10 protein-coding genes and 1 pseudogene are annotated in these 18,616 nt (G+C 72.0%); 5 read left to right on the forward strand and 6 right to left on the reverse strand.

What is annotated here, in order from left to right:
- Nucleotides 1-2: 2 nt before the first annotated feature.
- Nucleotides 3-887 (reverse strand): carbohydrate ABC transporter permease, encoded by an 885-nt coding sequence (locus tag ASG28_RS09450; protein ID WP_043594739.1) that lies wholly within the window; start codon nt 885-887, stop codon nt 3-5.
- Between the two features lie 84 nt (nt 888-971).
- Nucleotides 972-2,252, reverse strand: a complete 1,281-nt coding sequence (locus ASG28_RS09455; RefSeq protein ID WP_055977413.1) for an ABC transporter substrate-binding protein — start codon at nt 2,250-2,252, stop codon at nt 972-974.
- 116 nt (nt 2,253-2,368) lie between these two features.
- On the opposite strand from ASG28_RS09455, the gene ASG28_RS09460 reads away from it, so the two are divergent.
- A complete protein-coding gene (locus ASG28_RS09460) occupies nt 2,369-3,403 on the forward strand; it encodes a LacI family DNA-binding transcriptional regulator (RefSeq protein ID WP_055974400.1) in 1,035 nt (344 codons plus the stop codon).
- Nucleotides 3,404-3,670: 267 nt separating this feature from the next.
- Here ASG28_RS09460 and ASG28_RS09465 read toward each other — a convergent pair whose 3' ends face one another.
- Together ASG28_RS09465 and ASG28_RS09470 are read right to left on the reverse strand one after the other, a co-directional pair.
- Nucleotides 3,671-5,626 (reverse strand): phosphoenolpyruvate carboxykinase (GTP), encoded by a 1,956-nt coding sequence (locus tag ASG28_RS09465; RefSeq protein ID WP_082454545.1) that lies wholly within the window; start codon nt 5,624-5,626, stop codon nt 3,671-3,673.
- 317 nt (nt 5,627-5,943) lie between these two features.
- A pseudogene (locus ASG28_RS09470) lies at nt 5,944-7,509 on the reverse strand (glyceraldehyde-3-phosphate dehydrogenase); the annotation flags it as partial.
- A 132-nt stretch (nt 7,510-7,641) separates the two neighbouring features.
- Here ASG28_RS09470 and ASG28_RS09475 point away from each other — a divergent pair.
- Both ASG28_RS09475 and ASG28_RS09480 read left to right on the forward strand, forming a co-directional pair.
- Nucleotides 7,642-9,075, forward strand: coding sequence for a helix-turn-helix transcriptional regulator (locus tag ASG28_RS09475; RefSeq protein ID WP_055974403.1), 1,434 nt, complete (start codon nt 7,642-7,644; stop codon nt 9,073-9,075).
- Nucleotides 9,065-9,517, forward strand: coding sequence for a DUF6314 family protein (locus tag ASG28_RS09480; RefSeq protein WP_055974406.1), 453 nt, complete (start codon nt 9,065-9,067; stop codon nt 9,515-9,517). Before ASG28_RS09475 ends, ASG28_RS09480 begins: the two co-directional genes overlap by 11 nt.
- Before the next feature lie 117 nt (nt 9,518-9,634).
- Here ASG28_RS09480 and ASG28_RS09485 read toward each other — a convergent pair whose 3' ends face one another.
- Nucleotides 9,635-9,883 carry a glutaredoxin family protein gene (locus tag ASG28_RS09485; protein ID WP_043594734.1) on the reverse strand — a complete coding sequence of 83 codons (249 nt, stop codon included), beginning with the start codon at nt 9,881-9,883 and terminating at the stop codon, nt 9,635-9,637.
- 382 nt (nt 9,884-10,265) lie between these two features.
- Between ASG28_RS09485 and ASG28_RS09490 the strand changes: the two genes are divergently transcribed.
- Nucleotides 10,266-11,666 carry an MFS transporter gene (locus tag ASG28_RS09490; RefSeq protein WP_162235705.1) on the forward strand — a complete coding sequence of 467 codons (1,401 nt, stop codon included), beginning with the start codon at nt 10,266-10,268 and terminating at the stop codon, nt 11,664-11,666.
- 278 nt (nt 11,667-11,944) lie between these two features.
- Nucleotides 11,945-17,383 (forward strand): Ig-like domain-containing protein, encoded by a 5,439-nt coding sequence (locus ASG28_RS09495; RefSeq protein WP_055974413.1) that lies wholly within the window; start codon nt 11,945-11,947, stop codon nt 17,381-17,383.
- 144 nt (nt 17,384-17,527) lie between these two features.
- Here ASG28_RS09495 and ASG28_RS09500 read toward each other — a convergent pair whose 3' ends face one another.
- Nucleotides 17,528-18,544: a helix-turn-helix transcriptional regulator gene (locus tag ASG28_RS09500; protein ID WP_055974416.1), complete on the reverse strand. Its 1,017-nt coding sequence runs from the start codon at nt 18,542-18,544 to the stop codon at nt 17,528-17,530.
- Nucleotides 18,545-18,616 lie beyond the last annotated feature (72 nt).

The following is an 18,616-nucleotide window of genomic DNA, read 5'->3' on the forward strand; positions in this document are numbered from 1 at the left end:
GGTCAGTCCTTCGTGAGGTCGCGTCGATTGGCGCGGAAGATGAAGACGGTCACCAGCAGCGACACGATCGTGAGCAGGAACGCGACGGTGCTGCCGTAGCCGTACTGGCCGAAACGGAACGACGTGTCGAACATGTAGATCGTCAGGGGGCTGGTCGACGTGCCCGGGCCGCCGTTGGTGAGGGCGAGGATGCTGTCGAAGACCTTCAAGGTGCCGTTGGCGGAGAAGATCAACGACGAGACGAGCACGGGCAGCGAGAGGGGCAGGACGATCCGACGGACCAGGCCGAAGCCGGACGCGCCGTCGATGCGGGCCGACTCGAAGACCTCTTCCGGGATGTCGAGCAGACCGGCGTAGAGGAGGACGCCGTAGAACCCCATCGACCGCCAGACGTCCATGACGATGATGACGAGGAAGGCCGTCCCTCCGTCCCCGAACCAGTCGACCGATGACAGCCCGACCGCTTCGAGGGCGGTGTTGACGAGACCGTTCTGGGGGGCGATCGCGAACATCTGCTGGAAGAGCAGCGCGACGGCGACGGTGGGCAGGACGACGGGGAAGAAGACCAGCGTGCGGACGGCGCTCGACCATCTCCGCAGCACGAAGACGTAGAGCAGCGACAGCAGGTAGCCGAAGCCGACCTGCAACACGGTCATCAGCACGGCGTACCGGATCGTCACGAGCAGGGCGTCTCGGACGCGCGCGTCGGAGACGAGCCGGACGTAGTTGTCGAACCCGGAGAACGTGAACCCCGTGATGGCGTTGCCGGTGGTGAAGGTGTAACCGAACGAGGCGACGATCGGGACGAGCATGACGACGGAATAGATGAGCAGGGCGGGACCGATGAGGATCAGGGTCGCGCGCCGGTCGCCGAGCAGGGGATTCATGAGTGGCCTTCGGGACGAGGGGCGGATCGGGTCGGGCGCGACGGGACGGGGACGCGGCCGACGCGCCCCCGTTCCGTCGGGACGTCAGCCCAGGTCGCCCTGGACGAGCGTCATGAACTCCTCGGCCGTGATGGCGCCGGTGACGAGCTGCGCCGCGTTCTGTTGGGAGGTGGTCGTCGCCTGCGTGCTGAAGTACGCCTCGAACCACGGGATGGTGGTGTCGGTCGCCGCGATCCGGTCACGGACCTCGGTCGTCAGCGCGTTGCTCGCCGCGTCACCCGAGACGGTGAAGCCCGAGATCCGGCTGCTGTCCTCGAGTGCCACCTGACCGTAGTTCTCGGCGATGCAGGCGATCCACGCCTTGCTGTCGTCGTTCAGCACGCTCGGGTTGACGGTGAACGGCAGACCGACGTTGGCCACGAGCTGGCTGCTGTCCCCGTCGCCGCCGTCGACGTCGGGGAACGGGAGGTAGCCGATGGAGTCCTCGCCGATCTGGTTCGCCGTGTCGTCGGCGAAGTTGCTCAGGACCCAGCTACCCATGTAGAGCATGGGCGAGCTGCCGTTGAGGAACTGGTTGATCGACGTGTCGTAGTCGATCGAGCCGACGCCCTCGCCGAAGTAACCGGAGGCGCCGAGGTCGGCGACCTGCTGGGCAGCGGCGACGTATTCGGGGTCCGTGAGCTCGGCGTCGCCGTCGGCGACGGCCTGCAGGGCGTCGGGTCCGAGCTCGCGCTCGATGAGGTTGCCGACCAGGCGGGTCAGCGGCCAGCCCTGCTCGCCACTCGCGGCGAAGGGGGTCAGACCGGCGTCCTGGAAGGTGCCGGCCGCGGCGACGACGTCGTCCCAGCTCTCGGGAACGCCCACACCGTTCTCTGTGAACAGGTCCTTGTTGTACCAGATGCCCTCGATGTTGTACTCGGTCGGCAGTACCAGGAACTCACCGTCGTAGAGAGACTCGACGGTCGACCGCGCGGCGGGCTCGATCGAGTCGGCCACGCCCAGCTCGTCGAAGATCTCGTCGAAGTGGGCGACGAAGCCGGCGTCGTCGAGCTGCTGGACGAGCTCGTTCGTGTCGACGGCGTACATGACGGGCAGTCCGCCCTGTCCGGCGAGGAGCTGGACCTGCTGGTTCAGGTTGGTCTGCGGAACGGTCTCGATCTTGAGCGGCATGGCCTCGTTCTCCGCCGCGCAGGCGCCGTCGGCGAGAGTCTGAAGCGTTGCAGGGACGACCTCGTTCTCGACATTGCCGAGGACGGTGAACTCGGTGGCGGCCTGACCCGATCCTCCACCGGAACATGCGGTGAGACCAGCGATGGTGAGGCTGGCGACGGCGAAGGCGGCAGCACGGCGTGAGGTGCGGGACATCATTCCTCCTTGAATGGTGAGCGCTTCAAATAGTTGAAGCGCTTCATAATCAACCGAGAGGTTCGCGCTTGTCAACCGCGAGTTCCGTCGAGCCGAGAGCTAAGCTCGAGGACACCATGAGCACCTCGTCCCCTCCGTCGTCGCGACGCCCCCCGGTCATGGCGGACGTCGCGCGGCTGGCGGGTGTGTCTCTCGGCACCGTGTCGAACGTGATCAACTCTCCGTCGAGGGTCAAGCCGATCACCCGGCGGCGCGTCGAGGACGCCATCGATTCGCTCGGGTTCGTCCCGAACAGCTCGGCTCGCACCCTCGCGGCCGGACGGGGCACCCTGGTCGGCTTCGTCGCCGTCGACCTGGGCAACTCGTACTTCCTCGACATCGCCCGCGGTGTCGAACGCGAGGCGGATCTCAGCGGCCAGGCCGTCCTGCTGGGCAACTCCGACGTCGACATCGACAAACAGACGGGCTACCTCCACCTCTTCGAACGCGCCCAGGCGGCAGGCATCGTGCTCGCGCCCTTCGACGGTCCGTTGGACGAGGCCCGCAGGCTGCGTCGCCGGGGCCTGCGCGTCGTCTACGTCAACTGGCCCGGCGAGGCCGACGAGAGTTGTGGCGTGGTCGTGGACGAAGTGCTCGGCGGTCGACTCGCGGCGCGACACCTCATCGAGCAAGGACGTCGAGACCTCGTCTTCGTCGGGGGGCCGCTCGACTTGACGGCAGTCAGACACCGGTTCGAGGGCGCCTCCGCGGCCGCCCGTGAGGCCCGGGTCCCCCTTCGACTCCTGCCGACGACGGCGCTCACCGTCCGCGCAGGCCTCGCCGTCGGTGACGACCTGCTCGCGCAGGGTGCCCCACCCAGGCCTGACGGAATCGTCGCCGCGTCCGACGCCCTGGCGTCCGGGATCGTGCAGTCACTCCTGCTCGGTGGCGTGCGAGTACCCGCCGACGTCTCGATCACGGGCTACGACGACAACCACTTCGCGCAGAGCACGGCGATGCCCTTGACGACCGTCGGACAGCCAGGGGTCGAGATGGGCGTGCAGGCGATGCGCCTGCTTCGCGACGAGCTCGAGAACCCGCAGACCCACCAGCACGTGTCACGCATCCTGCCGCCCCGACTGATACCCCGCGAGAGCTCCCACCACAGCTGAGCACGACTGCGGCGGACGCCCTCGAGACCCTCGTCATGCACGGCACCGCGTCTCGTGCACCGCACCGCGACTCGTCGGGGCGAGGTGCACGAGACGCGGTGTGGTGTGAAGGGGCCCCGCGTCCCCACGACGCGGAGCCCCGGACCCGTCACCCGCTGATCACGGGCGACGGGAGCCGTCGGGCCCGGCGAGATGTCACGACGTGCCGCTCAGCTCCGGACGTGAGCGGCAAGCCGTGACTTCTCGGGCCCGGTCAGGCACGGGCGGCTACGCGGCCTCGAGCCGGGCGCGCAGGGCGGCCAGCTCGTGGCGCAGCGCGTCCGGCAGGGTCGACCCGAACCGGTCGAAGAACTCTGCGGTGAGGTCGCACTCGGCGAGCCAGGCGTCCGTGGGGACCGCGAACGACTCGGCCAGCGCCTCCTCGGTGAGGTCGAGGCCCGTCAGGTCGAGGGCTCCCGGTGCGGGGGCGAGGCCGAGCGGCGTCTCGACGGCGACGGCGGTGCCCGCCAGGCGACCGGCGATCCAGGCGATCACCCGCGAGTTCTCGCCGAAGCCGGGCCAGAGGAACGAGCCGTCGGCACCCTTGCGGAACCAGTTGACCTGGAACACCTGCGGCGCCCGGTCGCCGAGCTCCGCCCCGAGCCGCAGCCAGTGCGCGAAGTAGTCGCCCATGTCGTAGCCGCAGAACGGCAGCATGGCGAACGGGTCGCGCCGCAGCTCGCCGACGACGCCCTCGGCCGCCGCGGTCTGCTCGGACGCCACCGTCGCGCCCACGAACACGCCGTGCTGCCACGACCGCGCCTGGGTCACCAGCGGCACGTTCGTCGCCCGACGCCCACCGAAGACGATCGCGTCGAGCGGCACGCCCTCGAACGCGTCCCAGTCGGGGCTGAGCGACGGGCACTGCTCGGCCGGCGCGGTGAAGCGCGAGTTCGGGTGGGCGGCCGGGGACGAGGAGGCGCGGGTCCAGTCGTTCCCCTGCCAGTCGGTCAGGTGCTCGGGCGCCTCGTCGGTCAACCCCTCCCACCAGACGTCGCCGTCGTCGGTCAGCGCCACGTTCGTGAAGATCGTGTTCGCGTGCAGGGTGCGGACGGCGACGGGGTTCGACGCCTCACCCGTGCCGGGGGCCACCCCGAAGAACCCGGTCTCGGGGTTCATCGCCCACAGACGACCGTCGTCGCCGGGCTTCATCCAGGTGATGTCGTCGCCGAGGGTCTCGACCCGCCAGCCGGGCAGGGCGGGCTGCATCATCGCGAGGTTGGTCTTGCCGCAGGCCGACGGGAACGCCGCGGCGACGTGGAAGGCCCGACCCTCGGGGCTGGTGACCCTGATCAGCAGCATGTGCTCGGCGAGCCAGCCCTCGTCGCGTCCCATCGTCGACGCGATGCGCAGCGCGAAGCACTTCTTGGCCAGCAGCGCGTTGCCGCCGTAGCCCGAGCCGAACGACCAGATCTCGCGCGTCTCGGGGAACTGGGTGATGTACTTCGTCTCGTTGCACGGCCAGGCCACGTCGTCGCGAGTCGTGCCCTCGGCGTCGCGCAGGGGGTAGCCGACGCTGTGCACGCCGCGGACGAACGGCGCGTCCCCGTCGGCACCGCCGAACGCGGCCAGCGGCTCGGAACCGACGCGCGCCATGATGCGCAGGTTCAGCACGGCGTAGGCCGAGTCGGTCAGCTGCACGCCGAGCTGCGACAACGGGCCGCCGACCGGTCCCATGCTGAACGGCACGACGAACATCGTGCGCCCGCGCATCGAGCCGGCGAAGAACGGCCGGAGCTCGCGCGTCATGGCACCGGCCTCGCGCCAGTTGTTGGTCGGGCCGGCGCCCGCGGGATCGGTCGTGCAGATGAAGGTGCGGTCCTCGACCCGGGCGACGTCTCCGGGATCGGTCCGGGCGAGGTAGCTGCCGGGACGCAGGTCGGGGTTCAGCGGGATCAGCGCCCCGGTCGCGACGAGGTAGGCCGTCAGCCGCTCGGCCTCGGCATCCGAGCCGTCGATCCACTGGACGCCGTCGGGCTCGAGCAGGTCGACCTGCTCGGCGACCCACGCGACCAGGGTGCGGGGAGCCCACGACGGGGCGGGCACGTGGCGGCGCCGCGCGGCCCGTGCCCAGTCCGTGCCCCGTGCCGAGGGCGGGACCGAGGAGCTGCGGGTCGCGTCGCTGCCGGAGGCGCGGGTCGCGTCGCCGAGGACTCCGGGGTCGAGGGGTCGGGTGGTGATCATCGCGTGGCCTCCAGGGTCAGGTCGAGCAGGTCGTCGGTCGGTCCGGTCAGCGGGGCCGCCGCCGAGTGGGATGTACTTCCCTCTTCACCTGATCCGGTACGTACCGGATCAGGGGCGGCTGATCCGGTACGTACCGGATCGTCGCCGCTGGCAGAGCCGACGGACACGGCGTCGGGGCAGCCGGCCGATCCGTCACGTACCGGATGAGGGCGGGCTGATCCGTTACGTACCGGATCAGCCCGGGAGGGGGATGCCGTCCGGGACGCGTCGAGCGCCGCGGGTGCGGCCTCGTCGGCCGAGCCGGAGGTGGCGCGGGCCGGACGAGGCAGGGACGGGGGCGTTCCTCCGGCGAGATGCTCGAGCAGGCGGACGACCTGGCAGCTGTAGCCGAACTCGTTGTCGTACCAGACGTAGAGCACGACACAGCGGCCCGAGCCGTCGCCGCCTCCGTCCCCGTCGCCGTCGCTGCCCCCGTCCCCGTCGCCGTCGCCGCGCCCGTCCCCGGACACCACCGTCGCGAGCCCGTCCACGACGCCCGCGTGGCGCGAGCCGACGAAGTCCGTCGACGCGACCTCCGGCGACTCGACGTAGTCGATCTGCCGGCGCAGGGGCGAGTCGAGCGAGGCCCGACGCAGGTGTGCGTTGAGCTCGTCACGGTCGACGGGCGTCCTCAACCGCAGGTTCAGCACCGCGACCGAGACGTCCGCCGTGGGCACCCGGATCGCGCTGCCGGTCAGGCGCCCGGCGAGCTGCGGCAACGCCTGGGCCACGGCCTTCGCCGCACCTGTCTCGGTGAGCACCATGTTGAGCGAGGCCGACCGCCCCCGCCGGTCACCGGGGTGGAAGTTGTCCGTCAGGTTCTGGTCGTTCGTCACCGCGTGCACGGTCTCGATGTGTCCCGACTCGACGCCCCAGCGCTCGTCGAGCACGGCCAGCACCGGCGTGATGGCGTTCGTCGTGCAGGACGCCGCGGCGACCACGACGTCGTCACCCACCGCCTCGTGGTTCACGCCGAACACGACGTTCGGGATCGCGCCCTTCCCGGGGGCCGTGAGCAGCACGCGCGACGTGCCCCGCGCCTCCAGGTGTCGTCGCAGCGTCGGCTCGTCGCGCCACCGACCCGTGTTGTCGACGACGATCGCGTCGCGGATGCCGTACCCCTCGTAGTCGACCGTCGCGGGGTCGTCCGAGTAGATCACCTGGATCGTCGTGCCGTTCGCGACGATCGTATCGGTGGCCTCGTCGACGACGATCGTGCCCGCGAACGGTCCGTGGATCGAGTCGCGGCGCAGCAGGCTGGCCCGCTTGACGAGGTCGTCGGCCGAGCCCCGACGCACGACGACCGCCCGGAGCCGCGCACCGCCGCGCTCGCCGGCGTGCTCGATCAGCAGCCGCGCGACGAGCCGGCCGATGCGGCCGAAGCCGTAGAGCACGACGTCGCGGGGCGGGGGTCCGCCGTCGCCGCGGCGTCCGACCACCTCGGCGAGTTCGGCGTGCACGACGTCGACGAGCGACCGGGCGGGCTGCTCGTCGCGGGCGGCCCGGTGTCGGGCGCTCAGCCGGGCGAGGTCGATCGACGCCGGGCCGAGCTCGAGGCCGTCGAGCAGCTGCAGCACCATCAGGGTCTCGGCGGGATCGAGCACGTGGTCGTCGAGCTGGCGGGCGAAGCGGTGCAGCTTGAGCACGCCGACCGGCGACCGGTCGAGCAGGCTGCGTCCGTGGATCGACACGACCACGCCGTCCCGGCGCCACAGCCGACCGATCACCGGGATCATCGCCTCGGCGAGCGCCACGCGCCCGGCCCACTCAGCCTGGCGGTCGTCGTACCGGGCGGTGGTGTCGCCGAGCGGCTCCGGGGCGGCGGTGGGGGTCGGTGCCATCATCTCTTCTCTCGTCGTCGAAAGGGGTGTTTCTCCACGATGGGCGCCCGCTCCCTTGATCTGCAGATGCCCGATGCGTAAAGATCGGGTGTTCTTTCGCGATAGTCAAAGCAGACCGCCCGAGAGGGGTGCCCCGTGGTCGATGCCGACCCCCTGCTGCTCGGCCAGGCGGTGCGGCACGCCCGCACGGCCCGTGGCCTGACCCTCGACCAGCTCGCGGCACGGGTCGAGGTCAGCGCCAGCCAGCTCTCGCTGATCGAGACGGGCCGTCGCGAGGCCAAGGTCGGACTGGTCCGGGCCCTGGCGGCGGCCCTCGACGTACCCCTCGCCACCCTGCTCACGGCCGAACCGCCGAGCGAGCGAGCGGCCCTCGAGATCGAGCTGGCGCAGGCGCAGCGCGGGTCGCTGTACCGGTCGCTCGGCCTGCCCGACGTGAAGGCGAACAAGGGCATGAGCACGCCGGTGCTGCAGACGATCCTCGGGCTGCACCGCGAGCTCGCCCGTCGGCACAGCGAGGCCAGCGCCACCCCCGAGGAGGCGCGGCGGGCGAACACCGAGCTGCGGCTCTGGATGCGCGGGCGCGACTCCCACCTGCCCTACGTCGAGGAGGCGGCGGCCGAGCTGCTCCGCACGGTGGGCCACACCTCGGGTGCCCTGTCGCACAGCAGCGTGAGTCGCATGGCCCGCAGCCTGGGGCTCGAGATCATGCACGTCTCCGACCTGCCGCACTCGGCCCGTTCGGTGATCGACCTGGCCAACGGGCGCATCTACCTGCCACCCGCCTCGATCCCGGGCGGTCACGGCCTGCGGGCGCTGGCCCTGCAGGCGATGGCGCACCGCCTGCTCGGCCACGAACGGCCCTCGACCTACGCCGAGTTCCTCGAGCAACGGCTCGAGATCAACTACTTCTCGTCGGCCTGCCTCATGCCGCTCGGTGCGGCGGTGGAGTCGCTGCAGAAGGCCAAGGCACAGCGCGACCTGTCGGTCGAGGACTTCCGCGACGGCTTCGGCGTCACCCACGAGGCGGCGGCGATGCGCATGAGCAACCTGCTGACGTCGCACCTCGGCATCCGCATGCACTTCCTGCGGGTGACGGGAGACGGCGCGATCGCCAAGGCGGCAGAGAACGACGGGCTGCCCCTGCCGACCGACGTCACCGGGGCCGTCGAGGGGCAGCTGGTCTGCCGTCACTGGGCCGCGCGCACGGCCTTCGCCCGGACGAACCGCACCACCGAGCACTACCAGTACGACGACACCCCGGCCGGCACCTTCTGGTCGGCGTCGCAGACCGGCACGACCGAGCACGACGAGTTCTCGATCACGGTGGGCGTCCCGTTCGCCGACGCGAAGTGGTTCCGCGGACGCGACACCGAGCGTCGCGAGACCTCGACCTGCCCCGACGAGTCGTGCTGCCGTCGCCCCCCTGCCGGACTCACGGCGAGGTGGCGCGACGCCGCCTGGCCGAGCGCCCGCCTGCACGCGCACGTGCTGGCACCGTTGCCGTCCGGCACCTTCCCCGGCGTCGAGGACACCGAGGTCTACGAATTCCTCGACCGGCATGCCGGCTGAGACTCTCGCGCTGCTGCTCGGCCGATGGGCCGTCACGCGCGAGATCGACGACCACCGCACCGGCGAGCTCGCCCGGTTCGACGGGACGGCGACGATCGAGGAGGCGCGGGCGGGTTCCGACCTCGTGGCGACCTACGACGAGGTCGGCGAGCTGATCGTGGCCGACCGGCGGACGCCCGCCACCCGGCGGCTCGGCTACGCGGCCCGGGGTGACGGGTCGCTCGACGTGCGCTTCGCCGACGGCCGCCACTTCGTCGACCTCGACCTGCGGTCCGGGGCCTGGGAGGCGCACCACCCGTGCGCCCCGGACAGCTACCTGGTCGAGACCCGGGTGCTCTCGCCGGCGTCGTTCGAGGAGCGGTGGACGGTGCGCGGCCCGGCGAAGTCGTACGACGCGCTCACGACCTACGAGCGGCTGCCGACGCTTCCCGCCACGAAGTGAACAACCCGCCACACGTTTGCGTGGCGGGTTGTTCATTTCGTGGCGGGGTGGCGGGCCGGCGCGCGGGGTGGCGGGCCGGCGCGCGGGGTGGCGCGGCGGCGGCGCGGCGACGCCCTACTAGAGCTTGGCGGCGAGCTCGGCGTCGGTCGGCTCGACCAGGTGGCTGCCGTCTGGGAACACCACGACGGGGATCTGCGTGCGACCGCTGACGGCGTAGGCGCGGTCGGCACCGTCGGCGACGGCCTCGAGGTCGACGTAGTCGTAGGCCACGCCCTCGCGGTCGAGCAGCGCCTTCGAGCGGCGGCAGTCACGGCACCACTCGGCGCCGAACATCAGGATGCGGTCGGGGGCGGTGTCGGTGCTCATGGCGACCAGGGTACGCGCGGTGACGGGGCGTGGGCACGCCACCCGCGCCTCCTCGTCCTCGACGGGCCACGGCGAGCGCCCGCTCGCCCGCTCGCCCGCCCGCCCGCTCGCCCCCTCGCCCGCCCGCCCGCTCGCGGCGAGCGAACGACGTTCGGTTTCTCGTTCGGGGGCCTTGCGGGCCCCTGGGGGTGGTATGTCACACTGGATGAGCGCCCTCGTCGTGGAGTGGCAATCCCCCAATCCACCCGCCAGCAGCATGGCCCGCGACGAGTGTGCTGCATCGTGCAGACCCGGGGCCGACCACGAGTCGGCCGCCGCTGTCCACGGTGCCCCCGACGAGATCATCGTCGTGCGCACGCGCCACGGGCCCGGAGGCAATTCCGTGACCGACACCCTTCAGCGCCCGCCCCAGACCTCGAGCACGCCCGCCGTGCGCACGCCCGCCGCCGCGCCTCCCCCGCGCTCGTCGAGCGGGCACCCGCGCGACACCCGCCCCACGCCCCAGCCGCACCGCTTGACCGCCTCGGGCGTCGTCGGCATCGCCGTGCTCGGCCTGGCGACGTTCTTCGCGATCACCACCGAGCTGAGCCCGGTCGGACTGCTCTCGACCATGAGCGGCGACCTCGGCGTGAGCGAGGCGCGCATGGGCGTCGTCATCACGGTCTACGCCGTGGCCGTCGCCGCGCTCGCCCTGCCGCTCACCTGGGCCACCGCACGCTTCCCCCGCAAGGCCGTGCTCGTCACGACCCTGGTCGGCTACACCGCGTCGAACCTGTTGGTCGCGCTCGCGCCGAGCTTCGGCGTGCTGCTGACCGGCCGCGTGGTCGGCGGCATCGCGCACGCTCTGTTCTTCTCGGTGGCGTCGGCATACGCGACGCGCATCGTGCCGCCACGCCTGGCCGGCCGCGCGATCGCGTTCGTCTACTCGGGCAGCTCGCTGGGCTTCGTCGTGGGCGTGCCGCTCGCCACGACGGTCGGCGACCAGCTCGGCTGGCGTCCCGCCGTGGGCGCGGTCGCCGTCGCCACCGCGGTGCTGGCCGTCGTGGCCGCGCTGTTCCTGCCGCACGTCCAAGGCGAGTCGTCGCCGCACGTCGGCTCGGTGCGGTCGTGGGCGCGCTCGGGACTCCTGGCCGTGGTCGTGGCCGACCTCATGCTCTTCGCCGGCCACTACGTCGTCTACACCTTCATCGGCCCGTACCTGACGGGAGCCGGCCTCGGCGAGGACCTCGTCGGCGGCGCCCTGCTCGTGCTCGGCGGCACGGGCGTGGTCGGCCTGCTCGCGGCCGGCGCGTTCGTCGACCGGGCCCCTCGCCAGACCCTGATCGTCGCCGTCGCGGTGATGATCGGCGCCCTCGCGGCCCTGCCGTTCGTGCACGGTTCGCTCGTCGGGACCTTCGTCGTCGCCGGCCTGTGGATGGCCGCCAACGGCACGACCGGCACCCTCTTCATGGCCGCCGCGATCCGCACGGGCGGGGTCAGCCCGGACATCGCGGGCGCACTGATCAACGCGGGCTCGAACGTCGGCATCGCCGCCGGTGCCGCGATCGGCGGGCAGGTCTACGGGATGTCGGGCCTCGCCACGGTGCCGTTCGCGGCCGCGGCGATCGTCGCGATCAGCCTCGTCGTGATCGTCGCGGGCCGTCGCGGGTTCCCGCTGACCGGTCACGCCCAGGCGAACCTGTCGACCTCGTCGCTCGCGGTCATCACCTCGTCGGTGGCGGTCGTCACGACGTCGATCCCGACCGTCGGCGAGGGCCGACGCGGGCGTCGCCCCCGCCGCTAGGACACCAGGAGGCGCGGGTCGCGTCCTCGGCACCGCGACCCGCGCTCCATCCGCCCCCTTGTACCCCGATGTCCCCCACAAGGCGGACGAAATCACCCCTGCTCTGGGGACTCCACTCGACAAACAAGAAGCTTTATTGTCGAAACATCCACTTCCGTGGAGCCCCCGATCCCGTGGGGGCGACACGCGGGCGCCTGAACCCCCGCGTGTCGAGCAGGACCGACGTCCGACCGGATCCGACCCGGCCGGACGCCCCCACCCGAGGACACCACCAGCCCATGTCGCTTCTCCGCGCCTCCGTGCGCCCCCGTCGTCGCGCCCTCTCGTTCGCGGCCTTCGCCACCGCCTCCCTGCTGGCGGCCGTCGCCGTGACGCAGGCCGTCTCGCCGGCGCCGGCGCAGGCCGCCTCGGCACTTTCGTGCGACCAGAACACCCTCTACGCCACGGGCGGCAACGGGCAGTTCGTCTCGATCGACGCCACGACCGGCACGGCGACGCCCGTCCTCGCGGGGGACAACCCCCTCGCCCCGGCGAACAACGCGCTCGGCATCAGCCGCAACGGCGTCGATGCCTACGCGATGCAGAACGGTGGCAGCACCCTCGCCCACTACTCGGTCGGCACGGGCAAGGTCACCACGGTGGCGAACATCGACTCGGCGCAGACCCTGATCCGAGGCGCGGTCAACCCCGCCACGGGCATCTACTACTACGGCAGCAACGGGGCCAACGCGGCCCTCGGCGCGTACGACCCCGCCGGCACCGGCACGAAGATCGGGCGCGTCGGCACCATCGGCGGCCTGATCGCCGACCGGAACGGCGACTTCGCGTTCAGCACCCGCGGCCTGCTCTTCGTCGTGACCGGCAACGAGGTGCGACGGGTCGACGAGACCACGATCCCCGCAGAGAAGGAGGCTGCCGGCGCTCCCGCCCTGGCGACCTCGCTCGTGGCGACCCTGCCCACCGGAACGAACAGCCCCGGCATCGCCTTCACCTCGGACGGCTACCTCTACGTCTCGAGCGGCCAATCGCTCATGAAGCTCGACCCGGCGTCGGGCAAGCAGGTCGGGCAGACGGTGGCGACCACGGCCGGCTTCGCCCTGACCGACCTCTCGAGCTGCAACTACGCCAACACGTTGACCGGCGCAGCCGACGTGACGTCCCGTTGGAAGAGCGGCGACCAGTTCGCCCTCGCCGTCTCGGGCGGCGGCATCGACGAGACCAACACCGGCAACCGGGCGACCACGACCGGTGCGAAGACGGGCGTCCAGGACAAGGTCGCGGGCGCCGCCCTGACGATCCCCCAGCGCGAGTACACCGTGACGCAGTCCGCGGCGGGCACCACGCGCCTCGCGGACTACCGTACGAAGTGGTCCTGCGTGAACGTGAACAAGGACCTCGAAACCGACCCGAGCGCGGTCGTCGCCCACGGCGACGGCGACGTCGCCCGGTTCACGTTCCCGGCCGCGACCAGCGCCGACGGCACCGATGTCGTGTGCACCTTCGCCAACACCGTCGTGGCGATCTCGGCCGCAGCCTCCGACGACACCGGGACCACCGCCTCCGGAACCACCCTGACCGTCGACGCCCCCGGCGTCCTCGACAACGACGCCGGCACCGACCTGACCGTCACGTCGAACACGCAGCCGGCGAACGGCCAGGCCATCGTCGCGGCCGACGGCTCGTACACCTACTCGCCCGCGAAGGGCTTCTCGGGCACGGACACCTTCCGGTACACGACGACCGATGGAGGCGGTGGCACGTCGACCTCGACGGTCACGATCACCGTCACCCCGGCCGGCAGCGACGACGTCGCGACGGCTCGCGCCGGCCAGCCGCTCGTGGTCGACGCCGCCTCGGGCGTGCTGTCGAACGACTCGGGCAGCGGTCTGACCGCGACCGTCGCGACCGGACCCTCGCACGGCTCCCTCGTGCTCGGCCGGGACGGCTCGTTCCGGTACGTCCCGGCGGACGGCTTCTCGGGCACCGACACCTTCACCTACACGGCGACCGACACCGAAGGCCGGAGCACCACGAACACCGTGACGCTCACCGTGCTGCCCACCGCCGTCGACGACACGGCCACCGCGGTCGCAGGGACCCCGACGACCATCGCCGGCAGCGCCCTGACCGCGAACGACGACGGCATCGACACCAAGGTCACCGCCGTCGGGACGCCGGGCCACGGCACCGCGTCGGTCACCCCCGCGGGCGACGTGCTCTACACACCGGCTGACGACTTCTCGGGCACCGACACCGTCGACTACACCGTCACCGACGGCAAGGGCGGCACCGACACCGGCACGGTGACCGTGACCGTCACGCCGCGCGCCTCGGCCGACACCGCCGACGCCGTCGCGGGCTCGCCCCTCGACGTGCCCGCCGGGCGTGGGTTGCTCAGCAACGACGGGGGCAGCGGCCCCCTCGAGGCCGCGCTCGCCACGGGCCCGACGAACGGCACCGTCGTCGTCAACCCCGACGGCTCGTACGTCTACACGCCGGCGAAGGGCTTCTCGGGCACCGACACCTTCACCTACACGCTGACCGACGCGAACGGCGTGACGAGCACCGGGACCGTCACCGTCGCCGTCGCCCCGAAAGCCGTCGACGACACCGTCACCGTCCTCGCGGGTGGCACCGCGCACGTCGATGGTCTCGGCGTCCTCGGCAACGACCTCGGCACCGGCCTCAGCGCCGCGATCGTGACCGGCCCGCAGCACGGCACCGCGACCATCGCCCCGAGCGGCGAGTTCGACTACACGCCGACGCCCGGCTTCTCGGGCACCGACACGGTGACCTACCAGGTCACCGACGCCGCCGGCCGCACCGCGACCGCGACCGTGACGATCACCGTGAAGCCCGTGGCCGTCGACGACCAGGTCACCACGCCGAACGGCACCACGGTGACCACGACCGCCTCGGCCGGACTACTCGCCAACGACCTCGGCACCGGACTGCGCGTGACCGACCACGGCACCCCCGCGCACGGCACCGTGACCGTCGACGCCGACGGCACCTGGAGCTACACGCCGGACGCCGGCACCTCGGGCACCGACTCGTTCGAGTACCAGGTGACGGACGCCGCGGGGCAGACCGCGACGGCTCGCGCCTGGGTCGTCGTCGGCGACCTGGCCATGGCCGACCAGGGCACGGCGACCGCCGGCCGCGACCTGACCGTGCCGGCGAAGGACGGCCTGCTCTCGAACGACCGCGGCACCGGCCTGACGGCCGTGCTGGACGGAGCCCCGCGTCACGGCGACGTGACCGTCGCGAAGGACGGCTCGTACGTCTACACCCCGGCGAAGGGCTTCTCGGGCACCGACGACTTCACGTACACCGCGACCGACGCCGAGAAGCAGACGAGCACGGGCATCGTGACGATCGTCGTGCTCCCCGACGCCGTGGACGACACGACCTCGACGAAGGCCGGCACCACGGTCACCGTCACCGCCCCCGGTGTGCTCGGCAACGACCTCGGCACCGACCTGCGAGCCGAGATCGTCGACGCCCCGGCCCACGGCACCGCCACGATCGCAGCCGGCGGCACGATCAGCTACACGCCCGCCCCCGGCTTCTCGGGCACCGACCAGCTGACCTACCGCGCCACCGACGCGTCCGGCGGATCGGACGTCGCCACGGTGACGATCCACGTCGGACCGATCGTCGTCGACGACTCCCCCGCGGGGGGAACGACGGCCGACCAGCCCCTCGTCGTCGACGCCGACCACGGCGTGCTCGCGAACGACAAGGGCACCGGCCTGACCGCGACCGTCACCGACCAGCCGAAGGCCGGCACGGTCACGATGGCACCGGACGGCTCGTACACCTACACGCCGAAGCCCGGCACCTCGGGCAGGGACTCGTTCGGCTACGAGGTCACGGACGGCAACGGTCAGACCGGCACGGGCACCGTCACGATCGTGGTCAGCCCCAAGGCCACCCCCGACGTCGCCACGGTCGCCGCCGGTGACCGCGTCACGGTCGCCGCACCGGGTGTGCTCGGCAACGACGTCGGAACCGGCCTGACCGTCACCGCGGTGACCCCGGCCGCGCACGGCACGGCGACGATCGCGCCGGACGGGACGTTCGACTACACGCCGGCCCCCGGCTTCTCGGGAGACGACATCGTGGTCTACACGGTCGCCGACCGTGACGGCGGCAGCGCCACGGCGACGGTCACCGTCTCGGTGACGCCCCGCGCCCTCGACGACCGCTACTCGACGCCTGCCGGTACCGCGCTCTCGGTGCCCGCCCCGGGCCTCCTGGTGAACGACCTCGGCAGCGGCCTGACCGTGACGGGCGTCGGCACCCCGGCGCACGGCACCATCGACAGCCGGTCGAACGGGTCGTTCGTCTACACGCCGGTCACCGGCTTCTCGGGCACCGACCGGGTGACGTACACCGCGACCGACTCGTCGGGCACCGCGACGAAGGCCACCGCGACCATCGTCGTCGGCGCCCTGGCCGTCGACGACACCGGCAGCACCCGCGCCGGCACCCCGCTGGCCGTCGACGCCGCGCACGGCGTGCTCTCGAACGACTCGGGCAGCGCGGTGACCGCGACGCTCGACGCCGCGCCCACGCACGGCACGGTCGAGCTCGCTCGCGACGGCTCGTACGTCTACACGGCGAAGTCCGGTTTCTCGGGCACCGACGTGTTCACCTACACGGCGACCGACGGTGAAGGACAGACCCGCACGGGCACCGTCACCCTCACCGTCCTGCCGACGGCGGTCGCCGACGCGGCCTCGACGCCGGCCGACACGACGCTGACCGTCGACGCCCCGGGCATGCTGGGCAACGACCTCGGCACGGGCCTCCACGTCACCTCGACGAGCCCCGCCGCTCACGGGACGGTCACGATCGACCCCAGCGGTCGCCTGGTCTACACCCCGACCGCCGGCTACTCGGGGAAGGACACCGTGACGTACACGGTCACCGACCGCGACGGCGGCACCGCGACCGCCACGGTCACCATCACCGTGCGCGTCAAGGCCCTGAACGACTCGAACAGGACGATCGCCGGCAAGCGACTCGTCTCGGGCAGGGTCGGCGGCGTGATGCGCAACGACGACGGTTCGGCCCTCTGGGTCGCCCTGGCGTCCGAGCCGTCGCACGGCACCGTGGCGCTCGACCTCGACGGGTCGTACGACTACATGCCCCACGCCGGCTTCGTCGGGGTCGACACCTTCGACTACACGGCGACCGACGAGGCCGGACAGACCGCCCGCGCCACCGTGGACATCACGGTGCTGGGCGCGGCCGTCGCGGTCGACGACCAGCAGCGCGGCACGACCGACCACCCGGTCACCGTCGACGTCACGGCGAACGACGCCCCCACCGAGGGTGCGACCTTCGACCGCGGCACCGTCGTGATCGTCGACCCGGCGACCGGTGACGGGGTCAGCACGCTGGCCGTGCCCGACCAGGGCACCTGGACGGTCGTCGACGGCGCCGTCGTCTTCACCCCCGCGACGGGCTTCGACTCGAAGGCCTCGGTGCAGTACCGCGTGACCGACACGGCTGGCGAGACGGTCCAGGCCGTCGTGACGGTGTCGTTCCCGATGATCCTGTCGGCGACGCAGCTGGCCTTTACCGGCAGCGCGTCGGTGCTCGGCATCGCGGCGATGGCCCTGCTCGGGGTCGCCCTCGGCCTGGCGCTCTCGCGTCGCGGTCGTCGCGTGGTCGGCCCGATCCGAGGCCGTCGCCGGGCCGAATAGCCCCCGACGCACCGACGTCCCCGTCCGCTCGCCCCTCCTCCCGAGGTGGCGAGCGGGCGGGGACGTCCGTCGTGCAGGAGGCGCGGTGCCGGTCCCCTCGGACGACGCGCCGAGCACTGCGACCCGGCCGTCGGGCTGAGCCGCTCAGCCGTGGCTCGTCGCGGCGTACCGCGCTGCGAGGGTGGCGAACGCGTCGGCGAGTTCTGGTGGACCGAGCACGTCCATCGCCACGTCGAACCGTCCGAAGGACGCCGCGAGCGACCCCCACGACCAGGAGCCCGCCTCGAGCGTGCACCGATGGTCGTCCACGGCGGTCACGGTTCCGTCGCCGGCGAACGGCAGCACGTCGTGTGCCGGCAGGTGCAGGACGACGGTGCCGCGGCACGACCACGCGTCGACCTCCGATCCCTTGAAGCGTGCCGACACGAACGCGTCGACGTCCCCTCCCGGGACGGTCCTCGGGGTGAATCGGGGCCCGTTCGGTGTTCGCGGGCGAACACGATCGACGCGGTGGAGCCGCCAGTCGTCGCGGTCCAGGTCCCATCCGACGAGGTACCAGCGGCCGTGGGACGCGACCAGGTGGTGCGGCTCGACACGGCGGGGCGGGCGGAACTCCCGACCTCCACCGCCCGCGTCGTCGTCACCCGTGGCGCCCCGTGCCGGGTAGTCGAAACGCAGGGTCTCGTGGTCCCTGATGGCGTCGGACACCGTCACCAGCACGTCGAGGGAGACGGGACTCGGGTGCGCCTCGCCGGGGCGCCCGACGATGGTGATGTGCAGGGCGTCGAGGCGATGACGAAGCCGGGAGGGCATCACCTGCCGGATCGTGCCGAGGGCACGGATCGCGGCTTCGCCGATGCCGGCGTCGACCCCGGGCGCGGTCTGCAACGCCACGGCCAGGGCGAGGGCCTGGTCGTCGTCGAACAACAACGGGGGCAGCTCGCTGCCGGCGTCCAGTCGGTAGCCGCCGTCGACGCCCATCGTGGCGTGGATGGCGTAGCCCAGCTCACGGAGTCGGTCGACGTCCCGGCGCACCGTGCGGTCGCTGACGTCCAGGCGTTCCGCGAGGAGCGACCCCGGCCAGTGCCGCCGGGTCTGCAGCAGGGACAGCAGGTTCAGCAGTCGTGAGGTCGTCGTCACGTTTCTGACCCTAGGTGACATCTAGGCCAGAACCTGACCTACAGGGGCGGGACGCTTGACCCGTCGGGCCGCACCGGCCCGATCGACGAAGGA

Source organism: Frigoribacterium sp. Leaf415 (genome assembly GCF_001424645.1).
Lineage (GTDB): Bacteria > Actinomycetota > Actinomycetes > Actinomycetales > Microbacteriaceae > Frigoribacterium.